This is a genomic window from Kineococcus gypseus, assembly GCF_050871305.1.
Classification (GTDB): Bacteria; Actinomycetota; Actinomycetes; order Actinomycetales; family Kineococcaceae; genus Kineococcus; species Kineococcus gypseus.
In genome coordinates this window covers 75,708-102,019 of the sequence record NZ_JBJLRD010000007.1, presented here as the reverse complement: position 1 = coordinate 102,019, position 26,312 = coordinate 75,708, and the positions used below count along the sequence as shown (strand labels likewise).

Here is a 26,312-nt window from a genome sequence, read left to right as displayed (position 1 = left end):
GTCCAGCCCGCGGCGGGACGGGCTCAGCCCTCGGCGAGGTCCTCCAGCGGCGGGCAAGAGCACACGAGGTTGCGGTCCCCGGCGGCGCCGTCGATGCGGCGCACCGGCGGCCAGTACTTCGCGCGCGGGTCCAGCCCGCCCGGGTAGACGGCCTCGGCGCGCGTGTAGGGGTGCTCCCACTCGCCCACCAGCGAGGCGGCGGTGTGCGGGGCGTGGCGCAGCGGGGAGTCCTCCACCGCCCAGCGGCCCTGCTCGATCTCGCGCACCTCCTCGGCGATGGCGAGCACCGCGTCGCAGAAGCGGTCCACCTCGGCGAGGTCCTCGCTCTCGGTGGGCTCGACCATGAGGGTGCCGGCGACGGGGAAGGACATCGTCGGGGCGTGGAAGCCGAAGTCGATCAGCCGCTTGGCCACGTCCTCGACGGTGACGCCCGTCGCCCGCGTCATCGGGCGAAGGTCCAGGACGCACTCGTGCGCCACGAGCCCGCCGGGGCCGCGGTAGAGGACCGGGAAGGCCCCCGACAGGCGCGCGGCGACGTGGTTGGCGCTGAGCACCGCCTGCACGGTGGCCGCGCGCAGGCCCTCGGCGCCCATGAGGCGCACGTACGCCCACGAGATCGGCAGGATGCCCGCGGAGCCGAACGGCGCGGCCGAGACCATCCCGACGCCCTCGGGGTCGGCGTCCGGGGTGGTGGCGGGCAGGAACGGCGCCAGGTGCGCGCGCACGGCCACCGGGCCCACGCCCGGGCCGCCGCCGCCGTGCGGGATGCAGAACGTCTTGTGCAGGTTCAGGTGGGAGACGTCCGCGCCGAAGCGGCCGGGGCGGGCCAGGCCCACCAGCGCGTTGAGGTTCGCGCCGTCGACGTAGACCTGCCCGCCGGCGTCGTGCACCAGCGCGCACACCTCGCGGATGGACTCCTCGTACACCCCGTGCGTGGAGGGGTACGTCACCATCAGCGCGGCGAGGTCGTCGGCGTGCTCGGCCACCTTGCGCCGCAGGTCCGCCAGGTCCACGTTCCCCTCGTCGTCGCAGGCGACGACGACCACGCGCAGCCCGGCCATGACGGCGCTGGCCGCGTTCGTGCCGTGGGCGGAGCTGGGGATCAGGCAGACGGTGCGGTGCGCCTCGCCGCGCGAGCGGTGGTGGGCGCGGATGGCCAGCAGCCCGGCGAACTCGCCCTGCGAGCCGGCGTTGGGCTGCAGCGAGACGGCGTCGTAGCCGGTGACCTCCGCCAGCCAGCGCTCGAGGTCGGCGACGAGCTGCGCGGTGCCGGCGAGCTGGTCGGCGGGCGCGTAGGGGTGCAGGTCGCTGAACCCCGGCCACGACAGCGGCTCGAGCTCGGTGGTGGCGTTGAGCTTCATCGTGCACGAGCCCAGCGGGATCATGCCGCGGTCCAGCGCGTAGTCGTCGTCGGAGAGGCGGCGCAGGTAGCGCAGCATCGACGTCTCCGAGCGGTGCCGCGAGAAGACCGGGTGGGTCAGGAACGCCGAGGTGCGCACCAGCGCGGCCGGCAGCGCGGGCTCCGGCAGCCCGGCGGCCGGCCGCGCGGTGGTCGGGTCGTCCCCGGCGGGGCGCAGGCCGAAGCCGGCCAGCGCGGCGGCGACCTGCTCGGGCCCGGTGGTCTCGTCGCAGGTGAGGCCGACGTGGTCCTCGTCGACCGGGCGCAGGTTCACGCCCGCCTCCAGGGCGGCGGCGACGACCGCGCGGGCCCGGCCGGGCACGCGCGCCAGGACGGTGTCGAAGAAGTCCTCGTGCACGACCTCCACGCCGCCGGCGCGCAGCGCGGCGGCCAGGTGCGCGGCGGTGCCGGCGACCCGCGCGGCGATCGCGCGCAGCCCCTCGGGGCCGTGGTGCACCGCGTAGCAGCCGGCCATGACGGCCAGCAGCACCTGCGCGGTGCAGATGTTGCTCGTGGCCCGGTCGCGGCGGATGTGCTGCTCGCGCGTCTGCAGGGCCAGGCGGTACGCGGGCCGGCCGTCGGCGTCCCTGGAGACGCCCACGAGGCGGCCGGGCAGGTTGCGCTCCAGTCCCTTGCGCACGGCCATGTACGCGGCGTGCGGGCCGCCGGCGTACATGGGCACCCCGAAGCGCTGCGAGGAGCCCACGGCGACGTCCACGCCGAACTCGCCCGGCGGGCGCAGCAGGGTCAGCGCGAGCAGGTCGGCGGCGGCCACGGCCACCGCGCCGCGCTCCTTGGCGGCGGCCACCACGGCGGCGAGGTCGCGCACCCGCCCGGAGGTGCCGGGCAGCTGCACGAGCAGGCCGAAGGGCGCCCGCTCCCCCAGCGCCGCCAGCGGCTCGGCGTCGTCGAGGTCGACGGTCACCAGCTCCAGGCCCAGCGGCAGCGCGCGGGTGCGCAGCACCGCCAGGGTCTGCGGCAGCACGTCGGCGTCCACGGCGAACACCGCGTCCGCGGGGGCCTTCGAGACCCGCCGCGCCAGCGTCATCGCCTCGGCCGCGGCGGTGCCCTCGTCGAGCAGCGAGGCGTTGGCGACGTCCAGGCCGGTCAGGTCGGCCACCGCGGTCTGGAAGTTCAGCAGGGCCTCCAGGCGGCCCTGGGAGATCTCCGGCTGGTACGGGGTGTACGCGGTGTACCAGGAGGGGTCCTCCAGCACGTTGCGGCGCACCACGGCCGGCGTGCGGGTGCCGTGGTAGCCCAGCCCGATCATCGAGGGCACCACCCGGTTGCGCCCGGCCAGCTCGCGCAGCGCGGCGGTCACCGACGCCTCGTCCAGGGCGGGCGGCAGCCGCAGCGCGCCGGGGCCGTCGAGGATGGAGGCCGGCACCGCGCGGCGCACGAGCTCCTCGGTGGAGGACAGCCCCGTCGTGGCCAGCATGCGGGCGGCCTCGGCGGCGTCGGGCCCGATGTGCCGGGCGGTGAAGGGCAGCGCGCCGGTGCGGGCGGCGGCGCCCCCACGCCCGTCCGGGGCGGCCGGGCCGGCGGTGGTGGCGGTCGCGGCGGTGGCGGCGGTGGTGCGGTCGGGCAGGGTGGAGGTCACGGTGGCTCCCGGGGTCGCGGCGGTCAGGACGCCCCCGTCTGTCGGCCCGCGCGTCGGGGCCTCCAGAGCGGCCTGTCCCCCGCGGTCCTTCCGCCTGAGAGGTTCCGGGGATGTTGCCCCTTCGGCGCCCCGGTCGCACCGGGGTCTCTCCCGCGCGGGATGCGCAGCCAGCTTCCACGACCACTGTAGGCCACGGCGCCCCGCCGCCCGGTATCCTCCCGCGGTGATCACCGTGGCCGTCTGCAGCGCGAAGGGCGGCGTGGGCAAGACGTCGGTGGTCCTGGGGCTGGCCTCCGCCGCCCTGCACCGCTCGCTGAGCACCCTCGTGGTGGACCTCGACCCGCAGGCCGACGCGACCTCGGGGCTGGACGTGACGGCCCAGCGCCCCCACGACGTGGCCGCCGTGCTGCGCACCCCCAAGCGGCGCGTGGCCGAGTCCGCGGTGGCGCCCAGCGGGTGGGTGGACGACCAGCCCGGCCTGCTCGACGTGGTGACCGGCTCGGCGGACTCGGCGGGGCTGGACGCCCCCGACCCCGAGGAGGAGGCCCTCGAGGCGCTGCGCCGCGCGCTGCGCCGGCTGGACGACCACGAGCTGGCCCTGCTGGACAGCCCGCCCTCGCTGGGCGCGCTGACCCGCTCGGCGTGGCGGGCGGCCGACACCGTGCTCGTCGTCTCCGACGCCAGCCGCTTCTCGGTGGCGGCCGTCGGGCGCACCCTGGACGAGCTGGCCGCCCTGCGCCCGGGCCCGCGCGTGGCGGGCGTGCTGGTCAACCGCTACTCCCCGCGCTCGGGCGAGCAGCGCTTCCGCCTGCAGGAGCTGCGCGAGCTCTTCGGCGACCTGGTGCTCGAGCCCGTGCCGGACCGGGTGGCCGTGCCGCAGTCCCAGGGCGCCGGCAGGCCCCTGCACGCGCTGCGCCCGGTGACCGCCCGCAGGCTGGCCGAGCAGTTCGACCGGCTCCTCGAGCACCTGCTGGAGCGGTCCCCGGGTGCCCCGGCTGGTCACGGGCGGTGAGGCGGGAGACACTTCAGGGAACCTGAACGGGTCGCCGGACGTCGACGTGCGAGGAGGGTGGCGACCCCCCGCGGTGCGCCGACGGCGCGCCGGTGGGGTCCCCGACCGCCGCAGTACCACTGCGCACGACCCAGCACCACCCAGCACGACTCAGCACCACCCAGCACCACCCCGCTCGCCGCGGGTCCGAGGAGGTTCCGTGCCGCCGAACAGCCCCGCCAACCGCGCCCGCCTGGTGCGCGCCGCGCGCACCGCCGCACCGCCGCCCCCGGGCGGCGCAGCCGCCCCCTCACCCGCTCCGCCCGCCCCGGCCAGCGCTGCGCCGGCGCCCACCGCCGGCGCCGCGCCCGTGCGCCACCTGGTGCCCGTCGGCCCGCTGCAGCGCGCGGGAGCGAGCGGGGCGGACACCACCCGCGTCCTGCAGCTGGTGGACGTGCTGCGCGCGCGCTGGGCGCGCGCCGGCGCCGACATCGCCACCCGCCTGCGCCCCGGGGTGGACGACGCCGCCCTGGACGCCGTCGAGCACCAGCTGGGCCTGCTCGTGCCGCGCGCCGCGCGCGCCTGGTGGCGCTCGGTGGACGGCGTGGAGCCCGTGCGCACCCGCTACCGCGCCAGCGCCCCCACCGTGGGCCCCGGCGGCTGGGTGCCCCTGGGGCTGGCCGAGGCCGTGCGCCGGGCCACCGGGCGGGGCCCCGGCCCCGGCGCCCCGCCCGGGCTGCTGCCGCTCTTCGCCCGCGACGAGGAGCTGATCGCCGTGCGGCTGGGCTCCTCGAGCGCGGTGGTCGAGCAGCTCGTGCTCGCCGAGCAGGGCGACGGCTACCAGCACTCCTGGCGGGTGCCGCTGGAGACGCTGCTGTCCACGTGGGCCGACGCGCTGCTGGCGGCCGTGCTCTGGCTGCCCGACGCGCACGACTGGGTCGTGGACCCCTTCGCCCGCCAGGCCCTGCCGCACTCGCACCTGCTGGACTGAGCGGCGCGCGCCCGCGCACCGCGCGCCCCCTCGCGCGACGGCGCCCCGGCCGGTGGCCGGGGCGCCGTCGCGCGAGGGGGTCGGGTGCTGCGGGGTGGGGTCAGCCGGCCTCGCGCGCGCGGCGGCGGGCGCTGAGCTCGTCGGCCAGCACCACGGCCGGGGCGGAGACCTCCTCGGGCCGCTCGGCGGGGCGCTCGCTGGGCAGCGAGGCCAGCTCGCCCTCCACCTCGCGCCACACGCGGCCGACCGCGATGCCGAAGACGCCCTGCCCGCCCTGCACGAGGTCGATGACCTCGTCGGCGGAGGTGCACTCGTACACGCTGGCGCCGTCGCTCATGAGGGTGATCTGCGCCAGGTCGTCCACGCCGCGCTCGCGCAGGTGGGTCACCGCGGTGCGGATCTGGTGCAGCGAGACGCCGGTGTCCAGCAGCCGCTTGACCACCTTGAGCACCAGGATGTCGCGGAAGCCGTACAGCCGCTGCGAGCCGGACCCGGAGGCGCCGCGCACGCTGGGCTCCACGAGCCCGGTGCGCGCCCAGTAGTCCAGCTGCCGGTAGGTGATGCCGGCCGCCTTGCAGGCCGTCAGGCCGCGGTAGCCGACCTCCTCGTCCAGGTCGGGCAGGTCCTCGGCGAACAGGAGACCCTGCGCGGGGACGGGCTTCCCCCGCGCGACGGTCCCGCGCCTGCCTCGCCTCTGCTCACGCCGGCCTCCTCCTCATCGCCCCGGTCCGATCGTCGGTGCCTGCCGACCGGGAGCGTCCTGTCAACTGACCGTAGAGTCGCACCCGCGGAGCGTCAACGAGGCGCGCGGCGCGCCGTTCACCGCTCCGGACCCGATCCGGACTCGAAGTCCTCCGGGGTGATGTGGTCGAGGAACTCGCGGAACTTCTCGACCTCGTCCTCGTCCTCGTCCGGCACGGGCACGCCGCCGGAGTCGAGGACCTCGTCGGCGCCCACGATGGGGCACCCCACGCGCAGCGCCAGGGCGATGGCGTCGGAGGTGCGCGAGCTGACGGACACGCCGCCGTCGAAGGCCAGCTCGGCGAAGTAGACGTTGTCGCGCACCGCGACGATGCGCACCTCCTCCAGCCGGCGCCCCAGGGCCTCCACCACGTCCTTGAGGAGGTCGTGGGTCAGCGGCCGCGGCGGGACCACGCCCTGCTGGGCGAAGGCGATGGCGCTCGCCTCGGGCGCGCCGATCCAGATCGGCAGGTAGCGGTCCCCGTCGCGCTCGCGCAGCAGCACGATGGGGTTGTTCGAGGGCATCTCCACCCGGACGCCGATGACATCGAGCGCGCGCACCCGCCCACCGTACCCCGCCCGGGGCCCCGCGCGGCGGCCGGGCCGCCCTCAGCCCGTGACGCGCCCGAGCGCCCCGGCCACCAGGGCGGTGTGCAGGCGCAGGCAGGCAGCGGCGATCTCGCGGGCGACCTGCTCGGCGCGCGCGGCGGAGTCCGCCGAGCGCTGCCGCTGCAGCGGGGCCGCGACCTGCTCGGCCAGCGCCACCTCGCGGTCGGCGGCGGTGCGGAAGACGCGCAGGTGCCGGGCGCCGATGCCGTGGGCGGCCAGCGCGGCGGCCGCGCGCAGCACCTCCAGCGCCTCGCCGTCGTACCAGGGCCCGCCCGGGGCCGGGGCCAGCACGCCGAAGCCCTCCAGGGCGTCCAGCAGCTCGCCGTCCACGCCGGACTCGCGCAGCAGCTCCGCGCGCGTCAGGCGCAGCCGGGCCGCGCTGCCGTCGAAGCGGTCGCCGGCCGGCGCGCCCGCGGGCACCGCCGCCGGCACCCGCGGCGCCGCGCCGGGGTGCTCCGGGGGCTCCAGGCCGCGGTCGATGGCCTGCAGGTTCTCGCGGATCACCCGCAGCGGCAGGTAGTGGTCGCGCTGGGCGGCCAGGACGTAGCGCAGGCGGTCCACGTCGGAGGAGGAGAACTTGCGGTAGCCGGCGGCGGTGCGCCGCGGCTCCACCAGGCCCTGCTCCTCCAGGAAGCGGATCTTGGAGATGCTCACGTCGGGGAAGTCCGGCGACAGCAGCGCCATCACCTCGCCGATGGTCATGCGCGGCAGGTCGGGGTCGAAGGCCCCGGCCCGCGAGGCGGCCGAGCTCACGCGGCTCCCCCGCCACCGCCCGCGGCGCCCGGGGCGTCCGCCGAGGGGGCCGAGCCGGGGTGGTAGACCATCCGGTACTTGCCGATCTGCACCTCGTCGCCGGCGCGCAGCACGACGTCGTCGATGCGCTCGCGGTTGACGTAGGTGCCGTTGAGGCTGCCGACGTCGCGCACCCGGAAGCCCGGCCCGGTGGCGGGGTCCGGGGCGCGCAGGAACTCCGCGTGCCGGCGCGAGACCGTCACGTCGTCGAGGAAGATGTCGCTGGTCTGGTGCCGGCCGGCGGAGGTGCGCTCGGCGTCCAGCAGGAAGCGCGCACCGGCGTTGGGGCCGCGGCGCACCACCAGCAGCGCCGAGCCCGGCGGCAGGGCCTCCACGGCCTCCTGGTCGTCCCGGCTCAGACCGCCCTCGACGGCGTCGTGGACCTCGGGGACCACCAGCCCCGCGAAGGACATCGTGGAGTCGGCGGGACGCTCGTCCGCTGCCGGCCCGGGGGTCGTCCCCTCGCCCGGGGACGTGCCCGACGGAGACATGGCACCACCTCTCGCAACACCGGGGGCGACCGCCCGCGCGGCGCACCGCAGCGGGGCGGTCCCCCGCCTCCAACGCTGATCACCAGCCTAGCCGTGGGTGGTGAGCGCCTCCACACTCCCCGTGCGCGCCACCCGTCCGGGGGCGGCGCGCCGGGCTCAGCCGGCGTGCGAGCGGTACGCCGCCGCGTCGAGCAGGCCCTCGAGCTCCGCCGGGTCCGAGGGGGTCAGCGTGAACATCCACCCCTCGCCGTACGGGTCGGAGTTGACCAGGTCCGGGCGCGTCTCCAGCCCGGGGTTCTGCGCGGTGACGACCCCGCTGACGGGCGCGTTGATCTCGCTGACGCTCTTGGTGGACTCCACCTCCCCGCACGGGGAGCCGGCCGCGACGCTCTCGCCCTCGCCGGGCAGGGAGACGTAGACGACGTCGCCCAGCGCGTCCTGCGCGTGGTCGGTGACGCCCACGCGCACCGTGCCGTCCCCCTCCACGCGCACCCACTCGTGCTCGGCGGTGTAGCGCAGGTCGTCGGGCACGCTGGAGGCCATGGGGCGTCTCGCTCCTCGGGGTGGGGGGCGGGGACGTCCCCGCGCCGGTTCAGCCGCTGCCGGCGGTGGCTCCGGGCGACGCCGGGCGAGCGTACTGAGGGCTCGAGACGGCGTGCAAGGCGGTCACGCGGACCTCCTCCGCGGTGCTCACGCGCAGCTCCGCGCCCAGCTGGCGCAGCGACTCGCGCACGCCGCCGGGGATGTCCAGGGCGGTGGCGACGGTGCCCGGGTCGCCCACGACGCGCACCTCGTGCGGCGGTGCGAGCAGGGTGCCGTCGGCGACGACGCCCGGCCCGGCGCCGGCCGGCGGGTCCTCGAAGGCGGTGGCGGCCACCACCCGCACGCCGCCGACCTGGATCGCCTCGGCGCCGGCGTCGCGCAGCTCCTGCACGAGGCCGATGAAGGAGGTGGCGCCGACCTCACCGGCCGGGTCGGTGATCGTGGCGACGACGCCGGGCCCGACGGCGGGCAGGGTGCCGGCCAGCAGGCCGTACTCCTCCGCGCGGCGGCGCGCGGCGCGCGCGGCGGCCTCGGCGGAGTCGCTGCCGGCGGTCAGCTCCGAGCGGGTGCCCTCCAGGCGGCGCACCTCCTCGGCCAGGCGGTCCCCGCGCTCGCCGGCGTCGTCGAGGATGCGCACCAGGTCGCTCTCGCGCAGCTCCGCCAGCCCCGCCACGTCCGTCTGGCGCACCTGCACCACCACCCCGAAGCCCAGCGCGGCGCACAGCACGCCGGCGAGCAGCTGCCCGCGCGCCGCGCGCGGGCGCGCCGCGCGCCACAGCCGCCGCCACGGCGAGGCCGGCGCACCGCCGGCGCCGCCCGGGCCGTCCTGCGCGGTGCTCACGCCCCGAGCAGGTGCCGGCGGATGGCGGCGGCGTTGGAGAAGATGCGCACGCCCAGGACCACGACCACGCCGGTGGACAGCTGCGAGCCCACGCCCAGCTGGTCGCCGAGGTAGACGACGAGGGCGGCCACGACGGCGTTGGACAGGAACGAGACGACGAAGACGCGGTCGTCGAAGATGCCGTCGAGCACGGCGCGCAGGCCGCCGAAGACGGCGTCCAGGGCGGCGACGACCGCGATGGGCAGGTACGGCTGCAGCGCGACGGGCACCTCCGGGCGCAGCAGCACCCCGGCCACGACGCCCACCAGCAGGCCCACGGCCGCGATCACCGCGCCCCTCCCCCCTCGTCGAGCTCCCCGCCCGGCGCACCGGGCCCGGGCACCGTACCCGCTGCCGCGGCGGGCGCCGGCTGCGGCGCGCGGGCCGTGCGCAGCTGCAGGCGCGAGGCCGCCGGCAGGCTCAGCGCGTCCTCGCCGGTGCGCGCGCGCACCCGCACGCCGACGCCGTAGTTGTCCTGCAGCACCTGCAGGTAGCGCCCGGCCACCGAGGCGGCCAGCCGGGTCTGCAGCTGCACCGGGTCGCCGACGGCCCGCACCTCGTAGGGCGGCACCAGCGGGCGGTAGTCGACCAGGACGGCCTCGCCGGCGGCGCGGATCGACGACAGCGCCGACAGGCGCTGCCCGTCCACCGCCACCGCCTCGGCGCCGGCCAGCCACAGGCCGTTGACGAGCAGCTGCACGTCGCGGTCGACCACCCGGCCGGAGGGGGCCGCGCCGTCCGGGTCGGTGGCCGCGCGCGGGGCGTCGTCGAGGACGACCTCCAGGCCCGGGCCGGTGACCGGCACGGCGGCGGCGGCCACCGCCAGCGGCTCGGCGCGCGCGGCCGCCGCGGCGGCCTCGCCCCCGCCCAGCCGCTCGGCCAGCTCGGCGTTCGAGGCGCGCAGCGCCGCCGCCCGCGCGGCCAGCGCGTCGGCGCGCCCGGTGGCCGCCTGCACCCGGCGCAGCAGCTCGGCGCGGCCGCGGTCGGCCTCCGGGGCGCCGGCGGAGGCGCGCACGCCCGCGACGGCCAGCAGCGCGCCGAGCAGCAGCACCGCCAGCACCGCCGGCGCGCCCGGGCGCCCGGGGGGCTCGTCGCCGGCGGCGCGGCGGCGCCGCGCGGCGGCGGCGTAACCGGGGTCCAGCGGGTGCCGCATGGCCTCGGTGAGCAGGCTCATGCTGGCGTCGGGGCGCTGCGGGGCGCTCACGCGCCGCCCGCCGCGCGCCCGCCCCGCTCGGCGCGCACCAGGTCGGCCACCTGACGCAGGTAGAGCACCCCGGCCCACCAGTACAGCCCCGCCCCCCACAGCGCGAAGGCCCAGCCCAGCGCGCCGGCCGGGCCGCGCAGCGCGGGCACGACCTCGCCGAGCAGCAGCAGCGGGAAGGCGTGCAGCAGGCAGAAGGTGCCGGCCTTGCCCAGGAAGTGCACCTGCAGCACGCCGTGCCCCACGCTCGCCAGGACCGGCACGGTGCACGCCAGCACCGCGTCGCGGGCGACCAGGACGACGACCAGCCACCACGGCACCAGGCCGCGCCAGGCCAGGCCGAGCAGGGTGCTCAGGACGTACAGGCGGTCGGCGAAGGGGTCGAGGACCTGCCCGAGCCGGGTCACCTGGCCCCAGCGGCGCGCCAGGGTGCCGTCGAGGAAGTCGCTGGCGCTGCTGACGGCCAGCACGAGCAGCGCCCAGCCGTCGTGGCCGCGCACGACCAGCACCACGAAGACGGGCACGAGCAGCAGGCGCAGCGCGCTCAGCGCGTTGGGCAGGGTCCAGACGCGGTCGCCCACCGCCTGCCCACCCGCCGTGGCCACCGCGCACCCCCCTGTGGTTGTCTTCGACTCCGCAGCGCCGCGCCGGGCGCGCGGCGGGCAGCGGGCTGCCGCCTCTGGCAGCCTACGGCTCGGCCGGTCCGCGCTCGGCGCGCACCGCAGGCACACCGTCGGACGTGGGCGACCGCCCCGCAGAGAGAGGGTCGACACCCCATGCGCGTGCTCGGCGTCAACGCCGTCTTCCACGACCCCGCAGCGGCCCTGGTGGTCGACGGGGAGGTCGTCTTCGCCGCGGAGGAGGAGCGCTTCAGCCGCCGCAAGCACGGCAAGCGACCGGTGCCGTACTCCACGTGGGAGCTGCCGGAGCTGGCGATCAGGCACGCCCTGGCCGCCGCGGGCCTGCGCCCGGCCGACCTCGACCTCGTCGGCTACTCCTACGACCCCTCCCTGGTGCTGCCCGCCTCCGAGCTGGACCTGGGCGACCCCGACGACGCGATCCGCACCCGCTACGCCGAGCGCGCCGCCGAGGCGCTGGCCACGGCGCTGCCCGGGCTGGACCCGGCCAAGGTGCGCCACGTGCCCCACCACGTCGCGCACGCCGCCTCGGCGGCGCTGGCCTCCCCGGAGGCGGCGCGCGAGGGCGGCTGCAGCGTGCTGACCGTCGACGGGCGCGGCGAGGCGGTCTCCTCCCTCGCCGGGCGCTACCGCGGCGGCTCGCTGGAGGTGCTGGCCAGCCAGCAGCTGCCGGACTCCCTGGGCCTGCTGTACGAGTCGCTGACCGCGCACCTGGGCTTCCTGCACTCCTCCGACGAGTACAAGGTCATGGCGCTGGCCTCCTACGGCAAGCCGCGCTTCGCCGACGAGCTGGCCGCGTTCGTGCACGCCACCGGCGACGGCGGCTTCGTCGCGCAGGCCCCGGACTGGTCGCGCTGGGCGCCGCGCCTGCTCGACGGCGAGCAGTGGGACCCGCGCCGCGACACCGACCACGCCGACCTGGCCGCCAGCGTGCAGGAGGTCCTCGAGCGCACGCTGGTGGACCTGGCCACCTGGCTGCACGGGCGCACCGGCGACCGCGTGCTGGCCATGGCCGGCGGCACCGCGCTGAACTGCGTGGCGAACTCGCGCATCTGGCGCGAGTCGCCGTTCGAGGAGGTCTTCGTGCAGCCGGCCGCGGGCGACTCGGGCACCGCCCTGGGCGCCGCGCTGCAGCTGGCCGCCGACGCGGGCGAGTCGATCACCCCGATGCACGACGCCGCCCTGGGCCGCTCCTGGAGCGACGAGGAGCTGGCGCAGTGGCTGCGCACCGCGCGCCTGCCCTTCACCACCCCCGAGGACCTCGCCGGCGAGGTCGCCGACGTGCTGGCCGCCGACGGCGTGGTGGCCTGGTTCGACGGGCGCGCGGAGTTCGGCCCGCGCGCGCTGGGGCACCGCTCCCTCATGGCCCACCCGGGGAAGAAGGAGAACCTCGAGCGCCTCAACGACGTCAAGGGCCGCGAGCAGTTCCGCCCGGTGGCGCCCATGGTGCTCTCCGAGCGGGCGCGCGAGATCTTCTCCGACGGGCCGTTCCCGAGCCCGTACATGCTCTTCGTGCACGACGTCGCCCCCGAGTGGCGCGAGCGCATCCCGGCGGTGACGCACGTGGACGGCACCGCGCGCATCCAGACGATCGACGACGAGCGCACCCCGAAGGTGGCGGCGCTGCTGCGCGCCTTCGAGGAGCGCACCGGTCTGCCCGTCGTGGTGAACACCAGCCTGAACACCGCCGGGCGCCCGATGGTCGACGACCCCCGCGACGCCCTGGAGCTGTTCGGCTCGGCGCCGGTGGACGTGCTCGTCCTCGGCCCGCACCTGGTGCGCCGCAGCACCTTCGCCGCCCCCGCGGGGGCGCAGGGGACCGGCGGCGCGTGAGGGCCGCTGCGCCGGGCTACTCCGTCGTCGTCCCCACGGTGGGGCGGCCCAGCCTGGACGTGCTGCTGAGGACGCTGGCCGCCCAGCGCGGCCCGGCGCCGCAGGAGGTCGTGGTCGTCGACGACCGCCGCGGGCGCGACGCGGGCGAGGACCCGTGCGGGGCCGCGTGCGAGCGCGCCCGCGCCGCGGGCCTGCCGGTGCGCCTGGTGCGCTCCGGCGGGCGCGGGCCGGCCGCCGCGCGCAACGCCGGCTGGCGGCGCACCCGCGGCGAGTGGGTCGCCTTCGTCGACGACGACGTCGAGCTGCCCCCGGACTGGTCCGAGCTGCTGGTGGCCGACCTGGCCGCCGCGGCGGAGCGCGTCGGCGGCGTGCAGGGGCGCATCACCGTGCCGCTGCCGAGCGACCGGCGCCCCACCGACTGGGAGCGAGGCACCGCCGGCCTGGCCGGCGCCGCCTGGATCACCGCGGACATGGCCTACCGGCGCAGCGCGCTGGAGCGGGTCGCCGGCTTCGACGAGCGCTTCCCGCGCGCCTTCCGCGAGGACGCCGACCTGGCGCTGCGCGTGCTCGACGCCGGCTTCGAGCTCGTGCGCGGCGAGCACGGCGCGGTGCACCCGGTGCGCCGGGCCGACGACCTGGCCAGCCTGCGCCAGCAGCGCGGCAACGCCGACGACGCCACGATGGGCGCGCTGCACGGGCCGGGCTGGCGCGAGCGGGCGCAGGCGCCGGGCGGCCGCCTGCCCGGGCACGTGGCCACCACCGCGGCGGCCCTGGTGGCGCTGGTGGCGCTGCCGGCCGGGCGCCGGCGCGCGGCCGCGGGCGCGGCGCTGGCCTGGGCGGGGCTGACGGCGGAGTTCGCCTGGCGGCGCACCGCCCCCGGCCCGCGCGACCGCGCCGAGGTGCGCCGGATGCTGCTGACGAGCGCGGCCATCCCGCCGGCGGCGGTGTGGCACCGCGTGCGCGCGGAGCTGCGCTGGCGGCGCACCCCGCCGGCGCCGTGGCCGCCGCCGGTGCGCGCGGTCCTCTTCGACCGCGACGGCACCCTGGTGCACGACGTGCCCTACAACGGCGACCCGCAGCTGGTGAAGCCCGTCGACGGCGCCGCCGAGGCGCTGGCGCGGGTGCGCGCGGCCGGGCTGCGCACCGGGCTGGTCACCAACCAGTCCGGCGTGGCGCGCGGGCTGCTCACGCGCGAGCAGGTCGACGCCGTCAACGCGCGCGTGGCCGAGCTGCTGGGCCCCTTCGACACCGTGCAGGTGTGCACCGACGGCCCGGACGCGCGCTCGGCGCGCCGCAAGCCCGAGCCGGGCATGGTGCTCGACGCCGCCCGCGCGCTGGGCGTGCTGCCGGCCGAGTGCCTGCTCGTGGGCGACATCGGCGCCGACGTCGAGGCGGCGCTGTCCGCGGGGGCGCGCGCGGTGCTGGTGCCCACGCCGGTCACGCTGCCGCAGGAGGTCGCCGCGGCGCCGGTGGTGGCCGCCTCGCTGCCGCAGGCGGTCGAGCTGGCGCTCGGCGCCGCCGGCGGGGCGGGGCGCACCTCGTGAGGCTGCTCGCGGCCCGCCTCGACAACGACGGCGACGTGCTGCTGACCGGCCCGGCGGTGCGCGCCCTGGCCGCCGCCGGCACCGTGGACCTGCTGGTCTCCCCCGCCGGGGCGGGCGCGGCGCGCCTGCTGCCCGGCGTGGCCGACGTGCTCGTCTTCGACCCGCCGTGGAGCGGCTTCTCCCCCGCGCCGGTGGACCCCGCGGCCGTGGACGCCCTCGTCGCGCGGGTGCGCGCGGGCGGCTACGACGAGGCGGTGGTCTTCACCTCCTTCCACCAGAGCCCGCTGCCGCTGGCGCTGCTGCTGCGCCTGGCCGGGGTGGGGCGCATCAGCGCCACCAGCGAGGACTACCCGGGCGCGCTGCTGGACGTGCGGCACCGCCGCGAGGGCACCGCGCGCGCCGACGTGGGCGAGGCGGTGGCCGCGCTGGACCTGGCCGCGGCGGCCGGCTTCGCGCTGCCCGACGGCGACGACGGCCGGCTGCGGGTGCTGACCACCTCGCCGCCGCCGCCGGGTCTGCCGGACTCCTACGTGGTGGTGCACCCGGGTGCGTCGGTGCCCGCGCGCGCCCCGCTGCCCGGGCAGGCGGCCGAGGTCGTGGCGGGGCTGCGCCACGCCGGGCGCGAGGTGGTCGTCACCGGCGGGCCGGGCGAGCGGGCGCTGACCGCGGCCGTGGCCGGCGGGCTGGCCGTGGACCTCGGCGGGCGCACCTCGCTGCCGGAGCTGGCCTCGGTGCTGGCCGCGGCGCAGGCGGTCGTGGTCGGCAACACCGGCCCGGCGCACCTGGCGGCGGCCGTGGGCACGCCGGTGGTCTCGCTGTTCGCCCCCGTGGTGCCGGCCGAGCGCTGGCGCCCGCACGGGGTGCCGCACGTGCTGCTGGGCGACCAGGGCGCGCCGTGCCGGGGCACGCGGGCGCGCGAGTGCCCCGTGCCCGGGCACCCGTGCCTGGCGGGCGTGGCCGCGCGCGAGGTCGTGGCCGCCGTGGAGGCGCTGTCGCCGACCGCCCCCGGGGCGGGCGTGGAGGAAGCCGTGCGGGAGAGCGCTCCCGCGGGAGGGACGCCGTGAGGATCCTGGTCTGGCACGTGCACGGGTCGTGGATGACGGCGTTCGTCTCCGGCGCGCACGAGTACCTGCTGCCGCTGGTGGAGGACCGCGGCCCCGACGGGCGCGGGCGCGCCCGCACGTGGGACTGGCCCGCGAGCGCCGTGGAGGTGCCCGCGCAGCGCCTGCGCGAGGAGCCCTTCGACGTCGTGGTGCTGCAGCGGCCCGAGGAGCTGGAGCTGGTCGAGCGCTGGACGGGCCGGCGGCCCGGGCGCGACGTGCCGGCCGTCTACGTCGAGCACGACGCCCCGCGCGCCGGCGCGGCCGACAGCCGGCACCCGCTGGCGGACCGCCGCGACGTGCCGATCGCGCACGTGACGTCGTTCAACCGCCTGTACTGGGACTGCGGCGCAGCGCGCACGGCGCTGGTCGACCACGGCGTGATCGACCCCGGCCACCGCTACACCGGGGCCTCGGCCTCGCTGGCGGCCAGCGTCAACGAGCCGGTGCGCCGCTGGCGCGTGGCGGGCACGGACGTGCTGCTGCGCGTGGCCGAGGAGGTGCCGGTGGCCCTGCACGGCATGGGCGTGGCCGAGCTGGCCCGGCGCGTGGCGGGCACGGCGGCGGGCGCGGGCCTGACGGTGCACGAGGACCTGCCGCAGGCGCGGCTGCACGAGGCGCTGGGCGCGCACCGCGCGTACCTGCACCCCTACCGCTGGACGAGCCTGGGCCTGTCGATGATCGAGGCGATGATGATCGGGATGCCGGTGCTGGCGCTGCCGGCGACGGCGGCGCCGGAGGCGGTGCCGCGCGAGGCCGGGGTGCTCTCCAGCGACCCGGAGGTGCTGGTCGCCACGGCGCGCCGGTGGCTGGCCGACCCGGACGAGGCGCGCGAGCGCGGCGCGGCGGCGCGCCGACACGCCGTGGCGGCGTTCGGGGTGGAACGCTTCCTGGCGGACTGGGACCGACTGCTCGAGGAGGTGGTGGCATGACGGCCCCCGCACGGGGCGGCGCCGCGCGCACGCGGCGGCGCATCGCGATGGTGTCCGAGCACGCGAGCCCCCTGGCCGTGCTCGGCGGCGTGGACGCCGGCGGGCAGAACGTCCACGTGGCGGCCCTGGCCTCGGCGCTGGCCGACCGCGGCCACGAGGTCGTCGTCTACACGCGCCGCGACGCGCCGGGGCTGGCGGAGCGCTGTCGGCTGCGCGCGGGCGTGGAGGTCGTGCACGTGGACGCCGGCCCCGCCGAGCCGGTCGCCAAGGACGACCTGGCGCCCTTCATGGCGGACTTCGCGCGCGCGCTGGGCGAGGAGTTCGCCCGGTGGCGCCCGGACGTGGTGCACGCGCACTTCTGGATGTCGGGCACGGCCGCGCTGCCGGCCGCGCGCGAGCACGGGGTGCCGGTGGTGCAGACCTTCCACGCGCTCGGCGGCGTCAAGCGCCGCTACCAGGGCAGCGCGGACACCAGCCCGCCGCAGCGCCTGGACGCCGAGCGCCGCCTGGCGCGCGAGGTGGACCTGGTGATCGCCACGTGCCGCGACGAGGTCGCCGAGCTGCGCGCGGCGGGCGCGCCGCCGCGGCGGGTGCAGGTCGTGCCGTGCGGGGTGGACACCGCGCGCTTCGCCGCGGCGGCCGCCCGCGGCTCCGCCCCGCACGCCTCGCCCGACGTGCTCGGCCCGCGCCGGCCGGGGTGCCGCACCCGCCTGCTGAGCGTGGGGCGCCTGGTGCCGCGCAAGGGCGTGGAGGCCGCGGTGCGCGCGCTGGCGCTGCTGCCCGACGCCGAGCTGGTCGTGGCCGGGGGCCCGGCCGCGCACGACCTGGACGGCGACCACGAGGCGGTGCGGCTGCAGAAGATCGCCGTGGAGCTGGGGCTGGCGGACCGGGTGCGCCTGGTGGGCCGGGTGGACCCGGCGGACCTGCCGGCGCTGCTGGCCTCCAGCGACGCGCTGCTGGCCACGCCGTGGTACGAGCCCTTCGGCATCGCGGTGCTGGAGGCGATGGCCGCGGGCGTGCCGGTGGTGGCCTCGGCGGTGGGCGGGATGCTCGACACCGTGCGCGACGGCGCGACCGGCCGGCTGGTGCCGGTGGACGCCACCGGGCGGGTGGACCCGGCCGAGCTGGCCGCCGCGGTGCGCTCGGTGGTCGAGGACCCGGCGGTCGCGGCCCGGCTGGGCGCGGCGGGCCGGGAGGTGGCCGTGGAGCGCTACGACTGGGCCAGGGTGGCCGCCGCGACGGAGTCCGCGTACGAGCTCCTTCTGGAGGAGGCGGGTGGGGTGTTGAGCACGCACCGGTACGTGCGCGAGCACGTCGTGGAGCTGCAGGGGGTGCTGGCCGCCCTGCAGCGGCAGGCGGACCGGCTGGACCGCTGGGGCCGGCACCTGGTCGACGTCGTCGACGGCGGCGGCCGGCTGCTGGTGGCCGGCAACGGCGGCAGCGCCGCGGAGGCGCAGCACCTGACGGCCGAGCTGGTGGGGCGCTTCCTGGGCGAGCGCCGGCCGCTGTCGGCGATCGCGCTGCACGCGGAGACCTCCGCGGTGACCGCCATCGCCAACGACTACGGCGTCGAGGAGGTCTTCGCCCGCCAGGTCGAGGGCCACGGTCGCCCCGGCGACGTGCTGCTGCTGCTGTCGGCCAGCGGGCGCAGCCCGAACCTGCTGCGCGCGGCCGAGCGCGCCCGCGCGTGCGGGCTGACGGTGTGGGCGATGACCACCGCGGCGCCGAACCCGCTGGTGGAGCTGGCCGACGACGCGGTCGCCGTGCCGGGCCCGTCCACGTCGGCGATCCAGGAGGGGCACCTGATGGCGGTGCACGCGCTGTGCGTGGCGGTCGAGGCGCACCTGCCGGCCGCCTCGCGCGCCGGGGCGCGGGCGATGGACCTGACCGCGGTGCCGGCCCGGCGCGGGGCCACCGCGTGAGCGCGCGGGGCGCGCGCCGCGTCGTGGTCGTCGGCGACGTGGTGCTGGACCGGGAGGTGCTCGGCGCGGTGCACCGCGTGGCGCCGGACGCGCCGGTGCCCGTGGTGGACGTGGACCTCGTGCGCGAGTCGCCCGGCGGGGCGGGGCTGACGGCGCTGCTGGCGGCGCTGGAGCCGTCGGTGGACGTGGCGCTTCTGGCGCCGGTCGCCGACGACGCGGCGGGTGCGCGGCTGCGCGAGCTGCTGCGCGGCGTGGAGGTGCTGGCCCTGCCGCACGAGGGCGGCACGCGGCGCAAGTCGCGGGTGCGCGCCGACGGGCAGGTGCTCGTGCGCCTGGACGACGGCGGGCCGGGCACCCCGCTGCTCGACGACGCGGCGCTGGCCGCGGCGGGCGAGGCGCTGGCCGGCGCCGACGTGGTGCTGGTCTCCGACTACGGCGCGGGCACCACGCGCGAGCCGCGCCTGCGGGCCCTGCTGGCCGCGGCGGCGCGGCGGGTGCCGGTGGTGTGGGACCCGCACCCGCGCGGCGGGGCCCCCGTGCCCGGCTGCGCGCTGGTGACGCCGAACCTCGCCGAGGCCCGCGCGGCGCTGTCGGCGCACCACCTGCACGCCGGCGCCCTGGAGCCGGACGTGCTGGCCGCGGAGCTGCGCACGCTGTGGGAGGCGGCGGCGGTGTGCGTGACGGCCGGTGCGCGCGGGGCGTACTGCGCCGCGGCCGGCAGCGAGGCGCTGCACCTGCCGGCGGTGCCCGCCGCGGGCGACCCGTGCGGGGCCGGGGACCGCTTCGCCTCCAGCGCCGCCGTGGAGGTGGCCCGCACCGGTGCGCTGTCCCCGGCGCTGGCGCGCGCGGTGCGCGACGCCTCGGCGTGGGTGGCCGCCGGCGGCACGCACGGCTTCTTCTCCCCCGCCCCGGCGCCCGTCGAGCAGCGCCCGGCCGGGGCGAGCCCGGCGGAGGTGGCGGCGCGGGTGCGCGCGGCCGGCGGCACGCTGGTGGCCACCGGCGGCTGCTTCGACGTCCTGCACGCCGGGCACGTCGGCTGCCTGGAGGCCGCCCGCGGCCTGGGCGACGCGCTGGTGGTGCTCATCAACTCCGACGAGTCGGTGCGCCGGCTCAAGGGCCCGGGTCGCCCGGTGGTCGGGCAGGCCGACCGCGAGCGGGTGCTGCGCGCGCTGGCCAGCGTCGACGCGGTGGGCGTCTTCACCGAGGACGACCCGCGCGAGGCGCTGGCGCAGCTGCGCCCGGACGTGTGGGCCAAGGGCGGCGACTACGGCGGCGCGGAGCTGCCGGAGGCGGAGCTGGTGCGCAGCTGGGGCGGGCGCGTCGTGCTGCTGCCCTACCTGGACGGGCGCTCCACCACCTCCATCCTGGCCGCCGGCGCCGGGCGCGCGTGAGCGCACCGGCGACGGGGGCACCAGCGGCACCGGGGGCGCCGGGGGCGCTGCGGGAGCTGACGGGCGGGGACCTGCTCGTGCTGCGGGCGCTGGGCCTGGGCGACCTGCTGGCCGGGGTGCCCGCGCTGCGCGGGCTGCGGCGCGCCTTCCCGCGGCACCGCCTGGTGCTGGCGGCGCCGGCGGGCGTCGGCGCCTTCCTGCAGCGGCGCGGCGTCGTCGACGAGGTGCTCGTCGCGCGCGACCTGGCGCCGCTGGCGGCGCGCGGCGGCGGGCACCTGGCGGTGGACCTGCACGGCAACGGCCCGGCCAGCCGCGAGCCGCTGGCGGCCACCGGCCCGCAGCGGCTGCTGGGCTTCCGCACCGCCGGCCACGACGGGCCGGCGTGGGTGCGCGACGAGCACGAGGTGGCGCGCTGGTGCCGGCTGGTGGCGGCCTGGGGCGCCGGCTGCGGCCCCGAGGACCTGCGGCTGCGCCCGCGCCCGCCGGCGCCGCCGCGCGAGGGGCCCGTGGTGGTGCACCCCGGTGCGGCGTCCGCCTCGCGGCGCTGGCCCGTGCGGCGCTGGGCGCGGGTCGTGGCCGCGCTGGTCGCCGTCGGGCACGAGGTGCACGTGACGGGCACCGCGGACGAGGCGGCGCTGGGCGCGGCGCTGGCCGCGGCCGGTGCGGTGGACCGCTGCGGGGCGCTGGACCTGGACGGCCTGGCCGACCTCGTGGGCTCGGCGCGCCTGGTGCTCTGCGGCGACACCGGTACCGCTCACGTGGCCACGGCGCTGGCGGTGCCCTCGGTGCTGCTGTTCGGCCCCACGCCGCCGCGCTGGTGGGGCCCGGCGCTGGACCTCGACCTGCACGCCGTGCTGTGGCACGGCGACCCGGCGGCCGGCGACTACGTCGGCGACCCGCACGGGGCGCAGGTGGACCCCACGCTGGCGCGCACCTCGGTGGAGGAGGTCCTGGCCGCCGCCGGGCGGTTCGTGCCGCTCTGAGCGGCGCGCACCGGGTCCCGGGCGTGGCCCTGCGCGGCGCTCAGGCGCCGGTGGCGCGGAACCACTCCACGGTGCGGCGCAGCCCCTCGGCCCAGTCCACCTCGGGCTTCCAGCCCAGCACGGACTGCGCCAGGGTGGTGTCGGGCCGGCGCACCTGCGGGTCGTCCTGCGGGCGCGCGACGAACTCGATCGGCGAGCCGGAGCCGGCGGCGCGGATGACGTCCTCGGCGATCTCGCGGACCGTCAGCTCCTCGGGGTTGCCGATGTTCATCGGCCCGGGGTGGCCGCTGGCGGCCAGGGCGAGGATGCCGGTGACGAGGTCGTCGACGTAGCAGATGGAGCGGGTCTGCTGCCCGTCGCCGGCGACGGTGACCGGCTCGCCGGCCAGCGCCTGGCGGATGAACGTGGGGATGGCGCGCCCGTCGGCGGCGCGCATGCGCGGGCCGTAGGTGTTGAAGATGCGCACGATCGCGGTGTCCACGCCGTGGGTGGTGCGGTACGCGGTGGTCAGCGCCTCGGCGTAGCGCTTGGCCTCGTCGTAGACCCCGCGCGGGCCCACGGGGTTCACGTGGCCCCAGTACGTCTCCGGCTGCGGGTGCACCTGCGGGTCGCCGTAGGTCTCCGAGGTGGACGCCAGCAGGAACCGCGCGCCCTTGTCCTTGGCCAGGCCCAGGGCGTGCCAGGTGCCGGTGGCGCCGACCTTCAGCGTCTCCAGCGGCAGCTTGAGGTAGTCCACCGGCGAGGCCGGGGAGGCGAAGTGCAGCACGAGGTCGACCGGGCCGGGCACGTGCACGTACTCGGTGATGTCGCAGCGGCGCAGCGAGAACGAGGGGTGGTCGGTGAGGTGCTCGACGTTGACGGGCCCGCCGGTGACGAAGTTGTCCAGGCACACGACCTCGACGCCGGCGTCGAGCAGCGCCTCGCACAGGTGGCTGCCGAGGAACCCGGCGCCGCCGGTGACGACGGCCCGCGTGAAGCGCCGCGGACCGGCACCGCTCGCGGCGCCGGCGCCGCTCGCGGGGGTGGCGGCGCGCGCGGCCGCGGGGGTGGGCTCGTGCGGGGTCGGGGTCACGGAGCGATGCAACCACCCCCGGCGCCGACACGCCCGCCCACCCCGCCGTGACGGCGCGGCGTGTCGCCGCTAGCGTCCGGCGCGTGACCCCCACCCGCCCCGCCCCCGACGTCACGGTCGTCGTCGCCACCCGCGACCGGGCGCAGGACCTGCGCGCCACGCTGCCGCGCCACGAGGGCCCGGTGGTGGTGGTCGACAACGGCTCCAGCGACGCCAGCGTGGAGGTGGTGCGCGCGGAGGCGCAGCGCCGCGAGGCCGCCGGGCTGCCGCCGCTGCGGCTGCTGCAGCCCGGGCGCAACCTGGGCGCCACCGCCCGCAACCTCGGGGTGCGGGCGGCGCTGACCGGCCTGGTCGCCTTCGCCGACGACGACTCCTGGTGGGCGCCGGGGGCGCTGGCGCGCGCGCAGGAGGTCTTCGCGACCCACCCGCGCCTGGCGCTGCTGGCCGGGCGCACCCTGGTGGGCCCGGCCGAGGAGCTGGACCCGATCTGCGCGGACATGGCCTCCGCGCCGTGGGGCCGCGGCCCGGACATGCCCGGCCCGGACGTGCTGGGGTTCCTGGCGTGCACGGCGATCGTGCGGCGCGACGCGTTCCTGGCCGTCGGCGGCTTCGACGACGTGGTGTTCTTCGCCGGCGAGGAGGAGCGCGTCGCGTACGACATGACCGCCGCCGGCTGGGGCCTGGCGTACGTGGAGGACGTCGTGGCCCACCACCACCCCTCGGTCAGCCGCTCCCCCGCGCACGTGCGCCGCGAGCTGCTGGGGCGCAACTACCTGCTGACGGCGTGGATGCGCCGGCCGCTGCCGGTGGCGGCGGCGCGCACCGCGCGCTGGCTGGTGGAGGGCGGGGAGCACCGCCGCTCCGTGCTGGACGCGGCCCCGCGGCTGACGCGCGCGCTGCGGGCGCGCCGGCGCCCCTCGCGCGAGGTCGAGCGCCGGTTGCGCGTCCTGACCGGGGAGGCGGCGTGAGCGCCGTGGAGGAGGTGCGCGGGCCGGCCGGCGGCGCGGGGACGGGGCCGACGGGGCCGACGGGGCCGACGGGGCCGACGGCGCCGGTGCCGGCGGACGGGGCGCCGCTGGGCCCGGTGCCCGAGGGCCCGCCGGACGCGCGCGTGACCGTGGTGGTCATCACCTGGCAGCGCCGCGAGGAGGCGCTGCTGGCGGTGCAGCGGCTGCTGCGCCTGCCGGAGCGCCCGCGCGTCGTCGTGCTGGACAACGGCTCCACCGACGGCACCGCCGCGGCGCTGCGCGCGGCGCACCCGCGCGGCAGCGCCGGGGCCGACCGCCTCGACGTGGTGGTGCTGCCGGAGAACCAGGGCGCGGTGGCGCGCAACACCGGCGTGGCCAGCGCGGCCACGCCGTACGTGGCGTTCTGCGACGACGACACCTGGTGGGACCCGGGCTCGCTGGCGCGCGCGGCCGACGTGCTCGACGCGGACCCGCGGGTGGCGGTGCTGACCGCGCGCATCCTCGTGGAGCCGGGCGCGGTGGAGGACGGCATCGTCGCCGAGCTGCGCGACTCCCCCGTGCGCGGGGCGCCGGGCCTGCCGGGCCCGGCGCTGGGCAGCTTCCTGGCCGGCGCCTCGGTGGTGCGCCGCGAGGCGTTCCTGGCCGTGGGGGGCTTCTCCAAGCGGCTGTGGCTGGGCGGGGAGGAGGAGCTGCTGGCCGCGGACCTGGCGGCCGCGGGCTGGGAGCTGTGCTACCTGGAGGACCTCACGGTGCACCACCAGGCGTCGGTGCTGCGCGAGTCGCTGCTGCGCCGCCGGCACGGGGTGCGCAACACCCTGTGGTTCACCTGGCTGCGCCGGCCGGTGCCGGCGGCGCTGCGGCGCACCGCGTTCCTGCTGCGCACGGTGCCGCGCGACCGCACCAGCGCCGCGGGGGTCCTCGACGCGGTGCGCGGGCTGCCGTGGCTGGTGCGCGAGCGGCGGGTGCTGCCCCCGCACGCCGAGGCGCGGTTCGCGGCGCTGGAGGAGTCCCAGCGCCGCTCGACCTCGCGCCACTACGGCTGACGCGGTGGGCGGGCTGCACCTGGGCCTGGTGGGCCTCGGGCGGATCGGTGCGCTGCACGCGGCGAACCTGGCCACGACCGCCGGGGTGGGCCGGCTGACGCTGGCCGACGCCGACGGGGCACGCGCCCGCGCGGTGGCCGCGGCGCTGCCCGCGGGCGGCGCGCGCACGGCCGCCGTCGACGTCGCTGTCGACGTCGCCGACGACGTCGACGCGCTGCTGCGCAGCGGGGTGGACGGCCTCGTGGTCGCCGCCGGCACGGCTGCGCACCCGGCGCTGGTGCGCGCCGGCGTCGACGCCGGGGTGCCGGTGCTGTGCGAGAAACCCGTCGCGCTCGACGCGGCGCGCTCGCTGGAGGTGCTCGAGCACGTCGCCGCGCGCGGCGGGGTGGTGCGCATCGGGCACCAGCGCCGCTTCGACGCCGGCTACCGCGAGGCTCGCCGCGCCTTCCGCGCCGGGGAGCTGGGCTGGCTGCACGCCGTGCGCGCGCTGACGTGCGACGCGGCCCCGCCGCCGGTGGCGTTCCTGGCCGGCTCCGGCGGGTTGTTCCGCGACTGCAGCGTGCACGACGTCGACGCGGTGCGCTGGGTCACCGGCCGGGAGGTCGTGGAGGTCTACGCGCGCGGGTCCAACAACGGCGACCCGGCCATCGGCGCCGTGGGGGACGTGGACTCCGCGGTGGCGCTGTGCACCCTCGACGACGGCACCCTGGCCGTGCTGTCGGCCTCGCGGTACAACGGCGCCGGCCACGACGTGCGCCTGGAGCTGCAGGGCTCGCTGGGCACGGTGGTGGCCGGCATGGACGCCTCGACGGCGGCGCGCTCGGCCGAGCCGGGGGTCGCCTTCCCCGACGGCGCCCCGCACGCGACGTTCGCCGACCGCTTCGCCGCCGCCTTCCGCGCCGAGGTCGCCGCCTTCGTCGAGCTCGTCGCCGGCGGCACCGGCGCCGGGGGCGCCGGGGACGACCTGTGCCGGCTGGAGGACTCGCTGGCCGCCTCCCTGGTGGCCGACGCCGCGCAGGAGTCGCTGCTGACGGGGGCGCCGGTGCCGGTGCCGCCGCCGGGGGCGGTCGTCAGGGCCGGGGGGCGGGAGCGGGCGCGCTGAAGGCGGCCACCACGTCCGCGGCGCCGGCGCGGTAGCAGGCGAAGGTGTAGTCCAGCGCGGCGCGCGATCGCGCGGCGGCCTCCTCGTCGACCACGCCGCACGCGTCGTCGACGACGACGGGCAGGAAGCCGAGGTCGGCGGCGTGCCGGGCCGTCGGCTCGATGCCGATCTCCAGCACGGCGCCGACGAGCACCAGCGTGGTGGTCCCGCGGTCGCGCAGCAGCGCCTCCACCGGGGTGCCCACCAGGGCGGACATGCCCAGCTTGTCGAACACCGGCTCGCCCTCGCGCGGGGCGAGCTCGTCGACGACCCGCGTCTGCGGCGCACCCGGCGGGAACGGCGCGCCCACGGCGTCGGCGCGCGCGACGCGCTGCCAGGCCATCGCCGTGCGCAACCCGGCGACCCCCAGGTGCGAGGGCGGCAGCGAGACGTGCCGCACGTACAGCACCGGCACCCCGGCCGCGCGCGCGGCCTCGAGCACCTCGCGGGTGCGCGCGACCACCGCGTCGCGCTCGCGCACGTGCCGCAGGATGCCGGACTGCGCGTCGTACACGAGCACGGCCGCCACCTGCGGGCGGCACATCTCGTCGAGGGTCTCGGGGACGTCGACGCCGTGGGCGCGCTGCACGCTGCAGACTCTGGCACCGCCGGAGCCGCGCGCCAAGGGCGGCGGGCCCGCGGCACGTCGCCGCGGACCCGCCGCCCCCGCGTCCCGCACCGCTCAGCGCCGCGGGGGCGAGCGCTCCCGGCGGGGCGGGCGCGCCGCCGGCGCCCGCCCGCCCCGCAGCGGGGCGGGCCGGCGCGAGCGCGGCACCGTGCGGGCGCCCGGACCCGGCGGGCCGGGCGCGTCCACGCTGCCCGTCGCCGCGCGCCCACCCCCTCCCGGCCAGCACGCCCGCACGAGCGCCTCGAACTCCGCGCGCACCAGCTCGGGGTCGGCGCGCAGCAGCTCGCAGAACGCCTCGTGCGCCGGCGCGCCGGCCACCGTCGTCCCGGTCACCCGCGCACCGCCTCAGGCGCCGATGGCGTGCTGGTCCCGCGCGCCCTCCTCGGCCACCTCGACGGCGATGCGGCGCGGCTTGGCGCGCTCGGCCACCGGCACGCGCAGCGTCAGCACGCCGGAGCGGTACGACGCCGCGATGTGCTCGGTGTCGAGGTTGTCGCCGAGGATGAGCTGGCGGCTGAACACGCCGCGCGGTCGCTCGGCTGCGATCATCTCCTCGGTGCCCTCGTGCACGGGCCGCTGCGCCTTGACGGTCAGGACGTTGCGCTCGACGTCCAGGTCCACGCTGGACGGGTCGACGCCGGGGAGGTCGAACTCCACCACGAACTCGTCCCCGCTGCGCCAGGCGTCCATGGCCATCACCGCCGGCCGCGCCGAGGTCCCCAGCACCTGCTGGGTGAGCCGGTCCAGCTCGCGGAACGGGTCGGTCCGCATCAACACCACAACCACCTCCGATGCTTCACACCAGATGCGACTGCTCGCCCCGCGGGCCCGGTTCCACCGGGTCCCGCACCTCCAGTGTTAGCACTCGCGCGCCGCGCG

The 26,312-nt window shown here is 78.6% G+C and carries 26 protein-coding genes, 1 pseudogene and 1 riboswitch; of the genes and pseudogenes, 13 read left to right on the top strand and 14 right to left on the bottom strand.

Annotation, left to right across the window (positions count from 1 at the left end):
* Nucleotides 1–23 precede the first annotated feature (23 nt).
* A complete protein-coding gene (gene gcvP / locus ACRYMN_RS04160) occupies nt 24–2,888 on the bottom strand; it encodes an aminomethyl-transferring glycine dehydrogenase (RefSeq protein ID WP_432492296.1) in 2,865 nt (954 codons plus the stop codon).
* Nucleotides 2,889–3,071: 183 nt separating this feature from the next.
* Nucleotides 3,072–3,162, bottom strand: a riboswitch (glycine riboswitch).
* A gap of 60 nt (nt 3,163–3,222) precedes the next feature.
* Between gcvP and ACRYMN_RS04155 the strand changes: the two genes are divergently transcribed.
* Both ACRYMN_RS04155 and ACRYMN_RS04150 read left to right on the top strand, forming a co-directional pair.
* On the top strand, nt 3,223–4,011 hold the full coding sequence (locus ACRYMN_RS04155) for a ParA family protein (RefSeq protein WP_432492250.1): 789 nt from the start codon (nt 3,223–3,225) through the stop codon (nt 4,009–4,011).
* Between the two features lie 199 nt (nt 4,012–4,210).
* A complete protein-coding gene (locus ACRYMN_RS04150; protein ID WP_432492248.1) occupies nt 4,211–4,981 on the top strand; it encodes an SMI1/KNR4 family protein in 771 nt (256 codons plus the stop codon).
* A 100-nt stretch (nt 4,982–5,081) separates the two neighbouring features.
* On the opposite strand, the gene ACRYMN_RS04145 is transcribed toward ACRYMN_RS04150, so the two are convergent.
* The 9 genes from ACRYMN_RS04145 to clsA form a co-directional block, all read right to left on the bottom strand.
* Nucleotides 5,082–5,618 carry a MerR family transcriptional regulator gene (locus tag ACRYMN_RS04145; RefSeq protein WP_432492294.1) on the bottom strand — a complete coding sequence of 179 codons (537 nt, stop codon included), beginning with the start codon at nt 5,616–5,618 and terminating at the stop codon, nt 5,082–5,084.
* Nucleotides 5,619–5,800: 182 nt separating this feature from the next.
* Nucleotides 5,801–6,283 carry a bifunctional nuclease family protein gene (locus tag ACRYMN_RS04140; RefSeq protein WP_432492246.1) on the bottom strand — a complete coding sequence of 161 codons (483 nt, stop codon included), beginning with the start codon at nt 6,281–6,283 and terminating at the stop codon, nt 5,801–5,803.
* A 48-nt stretch (nt 6,284–6,331) separates the two neighbouring features.
* Nucleotides 6,332–7,084 carry a transcriptional regulator FtsR gene (ftsR, locus tag ACRYMN_RS04135; protein WP_432492244.1) on the bottom strand — a complete coding sequence of 251 codons (753 nt, stop codon included), beginning with the start codon at nt 7,082–7,084 and terminating at the stop codon, nt 6,332–6,334.
* Nucleotides 7,081–7,614, bottom strand: coding sequence for an FHA domain-containing protein (locus ACRYMN_RS04130; protein WP_432492242.1), 534 nt, complete (start codon nt 7,612–7,614; stop codon nt 7,081–7,083). Before ACRYMN_RS04130 ends, ftsR begins: the two co-directional genes overlap by 4 nt.
* A 156-nt stretch (nt 7,615–7,770) precedes the next feature.
* Nucleotides 7,771–8,157 carry a glycine cleavage system protein GcvH gene (gene gcvH, locus ACRYMN_RS04125; protein ID WP_432492240.1) on the bottom strand — a complete coding sequence of 129 codons (387 nt, stop codon included), beginning with the start codon at nt 8,155–8,157 and terminating at the stop codon, nt 7,771–7,773.
* A gap of 49 nt (nt 8,158–8,206) precedes the next feature.
* Nucleotides 8,207–8,998: a DUF881 domain-containing protein gene (locus ACRYMN_RS04120; RefSeq protein ID WP_432492238.1), complete on the bottom strand. Its 792-nt coding sequence runs from the start codon at nt 8,996–8,998 to the stop codon at nt 8,207–8,209.
* Nucleotides 8,995–9,327: a small basic family protein gene (locus ACRYMN_RS04115; RefSeq protein WP_432492236.1), complete on the bottom strand. Its 333-nt coding sequence runs from the start codon at nt 9,325–9,327 to the stop codon at nt 8,995–8,997. The genes ACRYMN_RS04120 and ACRYMN_RS04115 overlap by 4 nt, the downstream gene beginning before the upstream one ends.
* Nucleotides 9,324–10,241 carry a DUF881 domain-containing protein gene (locus tag ACRYMN_RS04110; RefSeq protein WP_432492234.1) on the bottom strand — a complete coding sequence of 306 codons (918 nt, stop codon included), beginning with the start codon at nt 10,239–10,241 and terminating at the stop codon, nt 9,324–9,326. The genes ACRYMN_RS04115 and ACRYMN_RS04110 overlap by 4 nt, the downstream gene beginning before the upstream one ends.
* Nucleotides 10,238–10,843 (bottom strand): cardiolipin synthase ClsA, encoded by a 606-nt coding sequence (gene clsA, locus ACRYMN_RS04105; protein WP_432492232.1) that lies wholly within the window; start codon nt 10,841–10,843, stop codon nt 10,238–10,240. The genes ACRYMN_RS04110 and clsA overlap by 4 nt, the downstream gene beginning before the upstream one ends.
* A gap of 171 nt (nt 10,844–11,014) precedes the next feature.
* On the opposite strand from clsA, the gene ACRYMN_RS04100 reads away from it, so the two are divergent.
* The 8 genes and pseudogenes from ACRYMN_RS04100 to ACRYMN_RS04065 all read left to right on the top strand — a co-directional run bounded on the left by ACRYMN_RS04100 (nt 11,015) and on the right by ACRYMN_RS04065 (nt 20,581).
* The gene (locus ACRYMN_RS04100; RefSeq protein WP_432492230.1) at nt 11,015–12,709 is read left to right on the top strand and encodes a carbamoyltransferase family protein; all 1,695 of its coding nucleotides are present in this window, start codon (nt 11,015–11,017) and stop codon (nt 12,707–12,709) included.
* The gene (locus tag ACRYMN_RS04095) at nt 12,706–14,253 is read left to right on the top strand and encodes an HAD-IIIA family hydrolase (RefSeq protein ID WP_432492228.1); all 1,548 of its coding nucleotides are present in this window, start codon (nt 12,706–12,708) and stop codon (nt 14,251–14,253) included. The genes ACRYMN_RS04100 and ACRYMN_RS04095 overlap by 4 nt, the downstream gene beginning before the upstream one ends.
* Nucleotides 14,250–15,317, top strand: a complete 1,068-nt coding sequence (locus ACRYMN_RS04090; protein ID WP_432492226.1) for a glycosyltransferase family 9 protein — start codon at nt 14,250–14,252, stop codon at nt 15,315–15,317. Before ACRYMN_RS04095 ends, ACRYMN_RS04090 begins: the two co-directional genes overlap by 4 nt.
* Entirely contained in the window at nt 15,314–16,285 is a 972-nt protein-coding gene (locus ACRYMN_RS04085) for a glycosyltransferase (RefSeq protein WP_432492224.1), read from the top strand. The genes ACRYMN_RS04090 and ACRYMN_RS04085 overlap by 4 nt, the downstream gene beginning before the upstream one ends.
* Nucleotides 16,282–17,556: pseudogene (locus ACRYMN_RS04080) on the top strand (glycosyltransferase); the annotation flags it as partial. The gene ACRYMN_RS04085 and the pseudogene ACRYMN_RS04080, both read left to right, overlap by 4 nt.
* A gap of 9 nt (nt 17,557–17,565) precedes the next feature.
* Nucleotides 17,566–18,207 carry a D-sedoheptulose-7-phosphate isomerase gene (locus ACRYMN_RS04075; RefSeq protein WP_432492292.1) on the top strand — a complete coding sequence of 214 codons (642 nt, stop codon included), beginning with the start codon at nt 17,566–17,568 and terminating at the stop codon, nt 18,205–18,207.
* Nucleotides 18,204–19,598 carry a PfkB family carbohydrate kinase gene (locus ACRYMN_RS04070; RefSeq protein ID WP_432492222.1) on the top strand — a complete coding sequence of 465 codons (1,395 nt, stop codon included), beginning with the start codon at nt 18,204–18,206 and terminating at the stop codon, nt 19,596–19,598. Before ACRYMN_RS04075 ends, ACRYMN_RS04070 begins: the two co-directional genes overlap by 4 nt.
* Nucleotides 19,595–20,581, top strand: a complete 987-nt coding sequence (locus tag ACRYMN_RS04065) for a glycosyltransferase family 9 protein (protein ID WP_432492220.1) — start codon at nt 19,595–19,597, stop codon at nt 20,579–20,581. Before ACRYMN_RS04070 ends, ACRYMN_RS04065 begins: the two co-directional genes overlap by 4 nt.
* A 40-nt stretch (nt 20,582–20,621) precedes the next feature.
* On the opposite strand, the gene ACRYMN_RS04060 is transcribed toward ACRYMN_RS04065, so the two are convergent.
* Complete coding sequence (locus tag ACRYMN_RS04060; RefSeq protein ID WP_432492290.1) at nt 20,622–21,509, bottom strand: NAD-dependent epimerase/dehydratase family protein; 888 nt, start codon at nt 21,507–21,509, stop codon at nt 20,622–20,624.
* A 227-nt stretch (nt 21,510–21,736) separates the two neighbouring features.
* Here ACRYMN_RS04060 and ACRYMN_RS04055 point away from each other — a divergent pair, with 227 nt between their 5' ends.
* The 3 genes from ACRYMN_RS04055 to ACRYMN_RS04045 all read left to right on the top strand — a co-directional run bounded on the left by ACRYMN_RS04055 (nt 21,737) and on the right by ACRYMN_RS04045 (nt 24,766).
* Entirely contained in the window at nt 21,737–22,621 is an 885-nt protein-coding gene (locus ACRYMN_RS04055; protein ID WP_432492218.1) for a glycosyltransferase family 2 protein, read from the top strand.
* Between the two features lie 86 nt (nt 22,622–22,707).
* The gene (locus ACRYMN_RS04050) at nt 22,708–23,664 is read left to right on the top strand and encodes a glycosyltransferase family 2 protein (RefSeq protein WP_432492288.1); all 957 of its coding nucleotides are present in this window, start codon (nt 22,708–22,710) and stop codon (nt 23,662–23,664) included.
* Nucleotides 23,665–23,668: 4 nt separating this feature from the next.
* Complete coding sequence (locus ACRYMN_RS04045; protein ID WP_432492216.1) at nt 23,669–24,766, top strand: Gfo/Idh/MocA family protein; 1,098 nt, start codon at nt 23,669–23,671, stop codon at nt 24,764–24,766.
* Here the strand turns inward: ACRYMN_RS04045 and ACRYMN_RS04040 are convergent.
* The 3 genes from ACRYMN_RS04040 to ACRYMN_RS04030 form a co-directional block, all read right to left on the bottom strand.
* Nucleotides 24,735–25,394, bottom strand: a complete 660-nt coding sequence (locus tag ACRYMN_RS04040; protein ID WP_432492214.1) for a cysteine hydrolase family protein — start codon at nt 25,392–25,394, stop codon at nt 24,735–24,737. The genes ACRYMN_RS04045 and ACRYMN_RS04040 overlap by 32 nt on opposite strands.
* A 93-nt stretch (nt 25,395–25,487) precedes the next feature.
* Nucleotides 25,488–25,766: a hypothetical protein gene (locus tag ACRYMN_RS04035; protein WP_432492213.1), complete on the bottom strand. Its 279-nt coding sequence runs from the start codon at nt 25,764–25,766 to the stop codon at nt 25,488–25,490.
* 12 nt (nt 25,767–25,778) lie between these two features.
* Nucleotides 25,779–26,210 (bottom strand): Hsp20/alpha crystallin family protein, encoded by a 432-nt coding sequence (locus ACRYMN_RS04030; protein ID WP_432492212.1) that lies wholly within the window; start codon nt 26,208–26,210, stop codon nt 25,779–25,781.
* Nucleotides 26,211–26,312: the final 102 nt, after the last annotated feature.

Bases quoted from the DNA above. Each gene is read 5' to 3' on its own strand.
- ACRYMN_RS04130 (WP_432492242.1), bottom strand. From the start codon at position 7,614: ATGTCTCCGTCGGGCACGTCCCCGGGCGAGGGGACGACCCCCGGGCCG.
- gcvH (WP_432492240.1), bottom strand. From the start codon at position 8,157: ATGGCCTCCAGCGTGCCCGACGACCTGCGCTACACCGCCGAGCACGAG.
- ACRYMN_RS04100 (WP_432492230.1), top strand. From the start codon at position 11,015: ATGCGCGTGCTCGGCGTCAACGCCGTCTTCCACGACCCCGCAGCGGCC.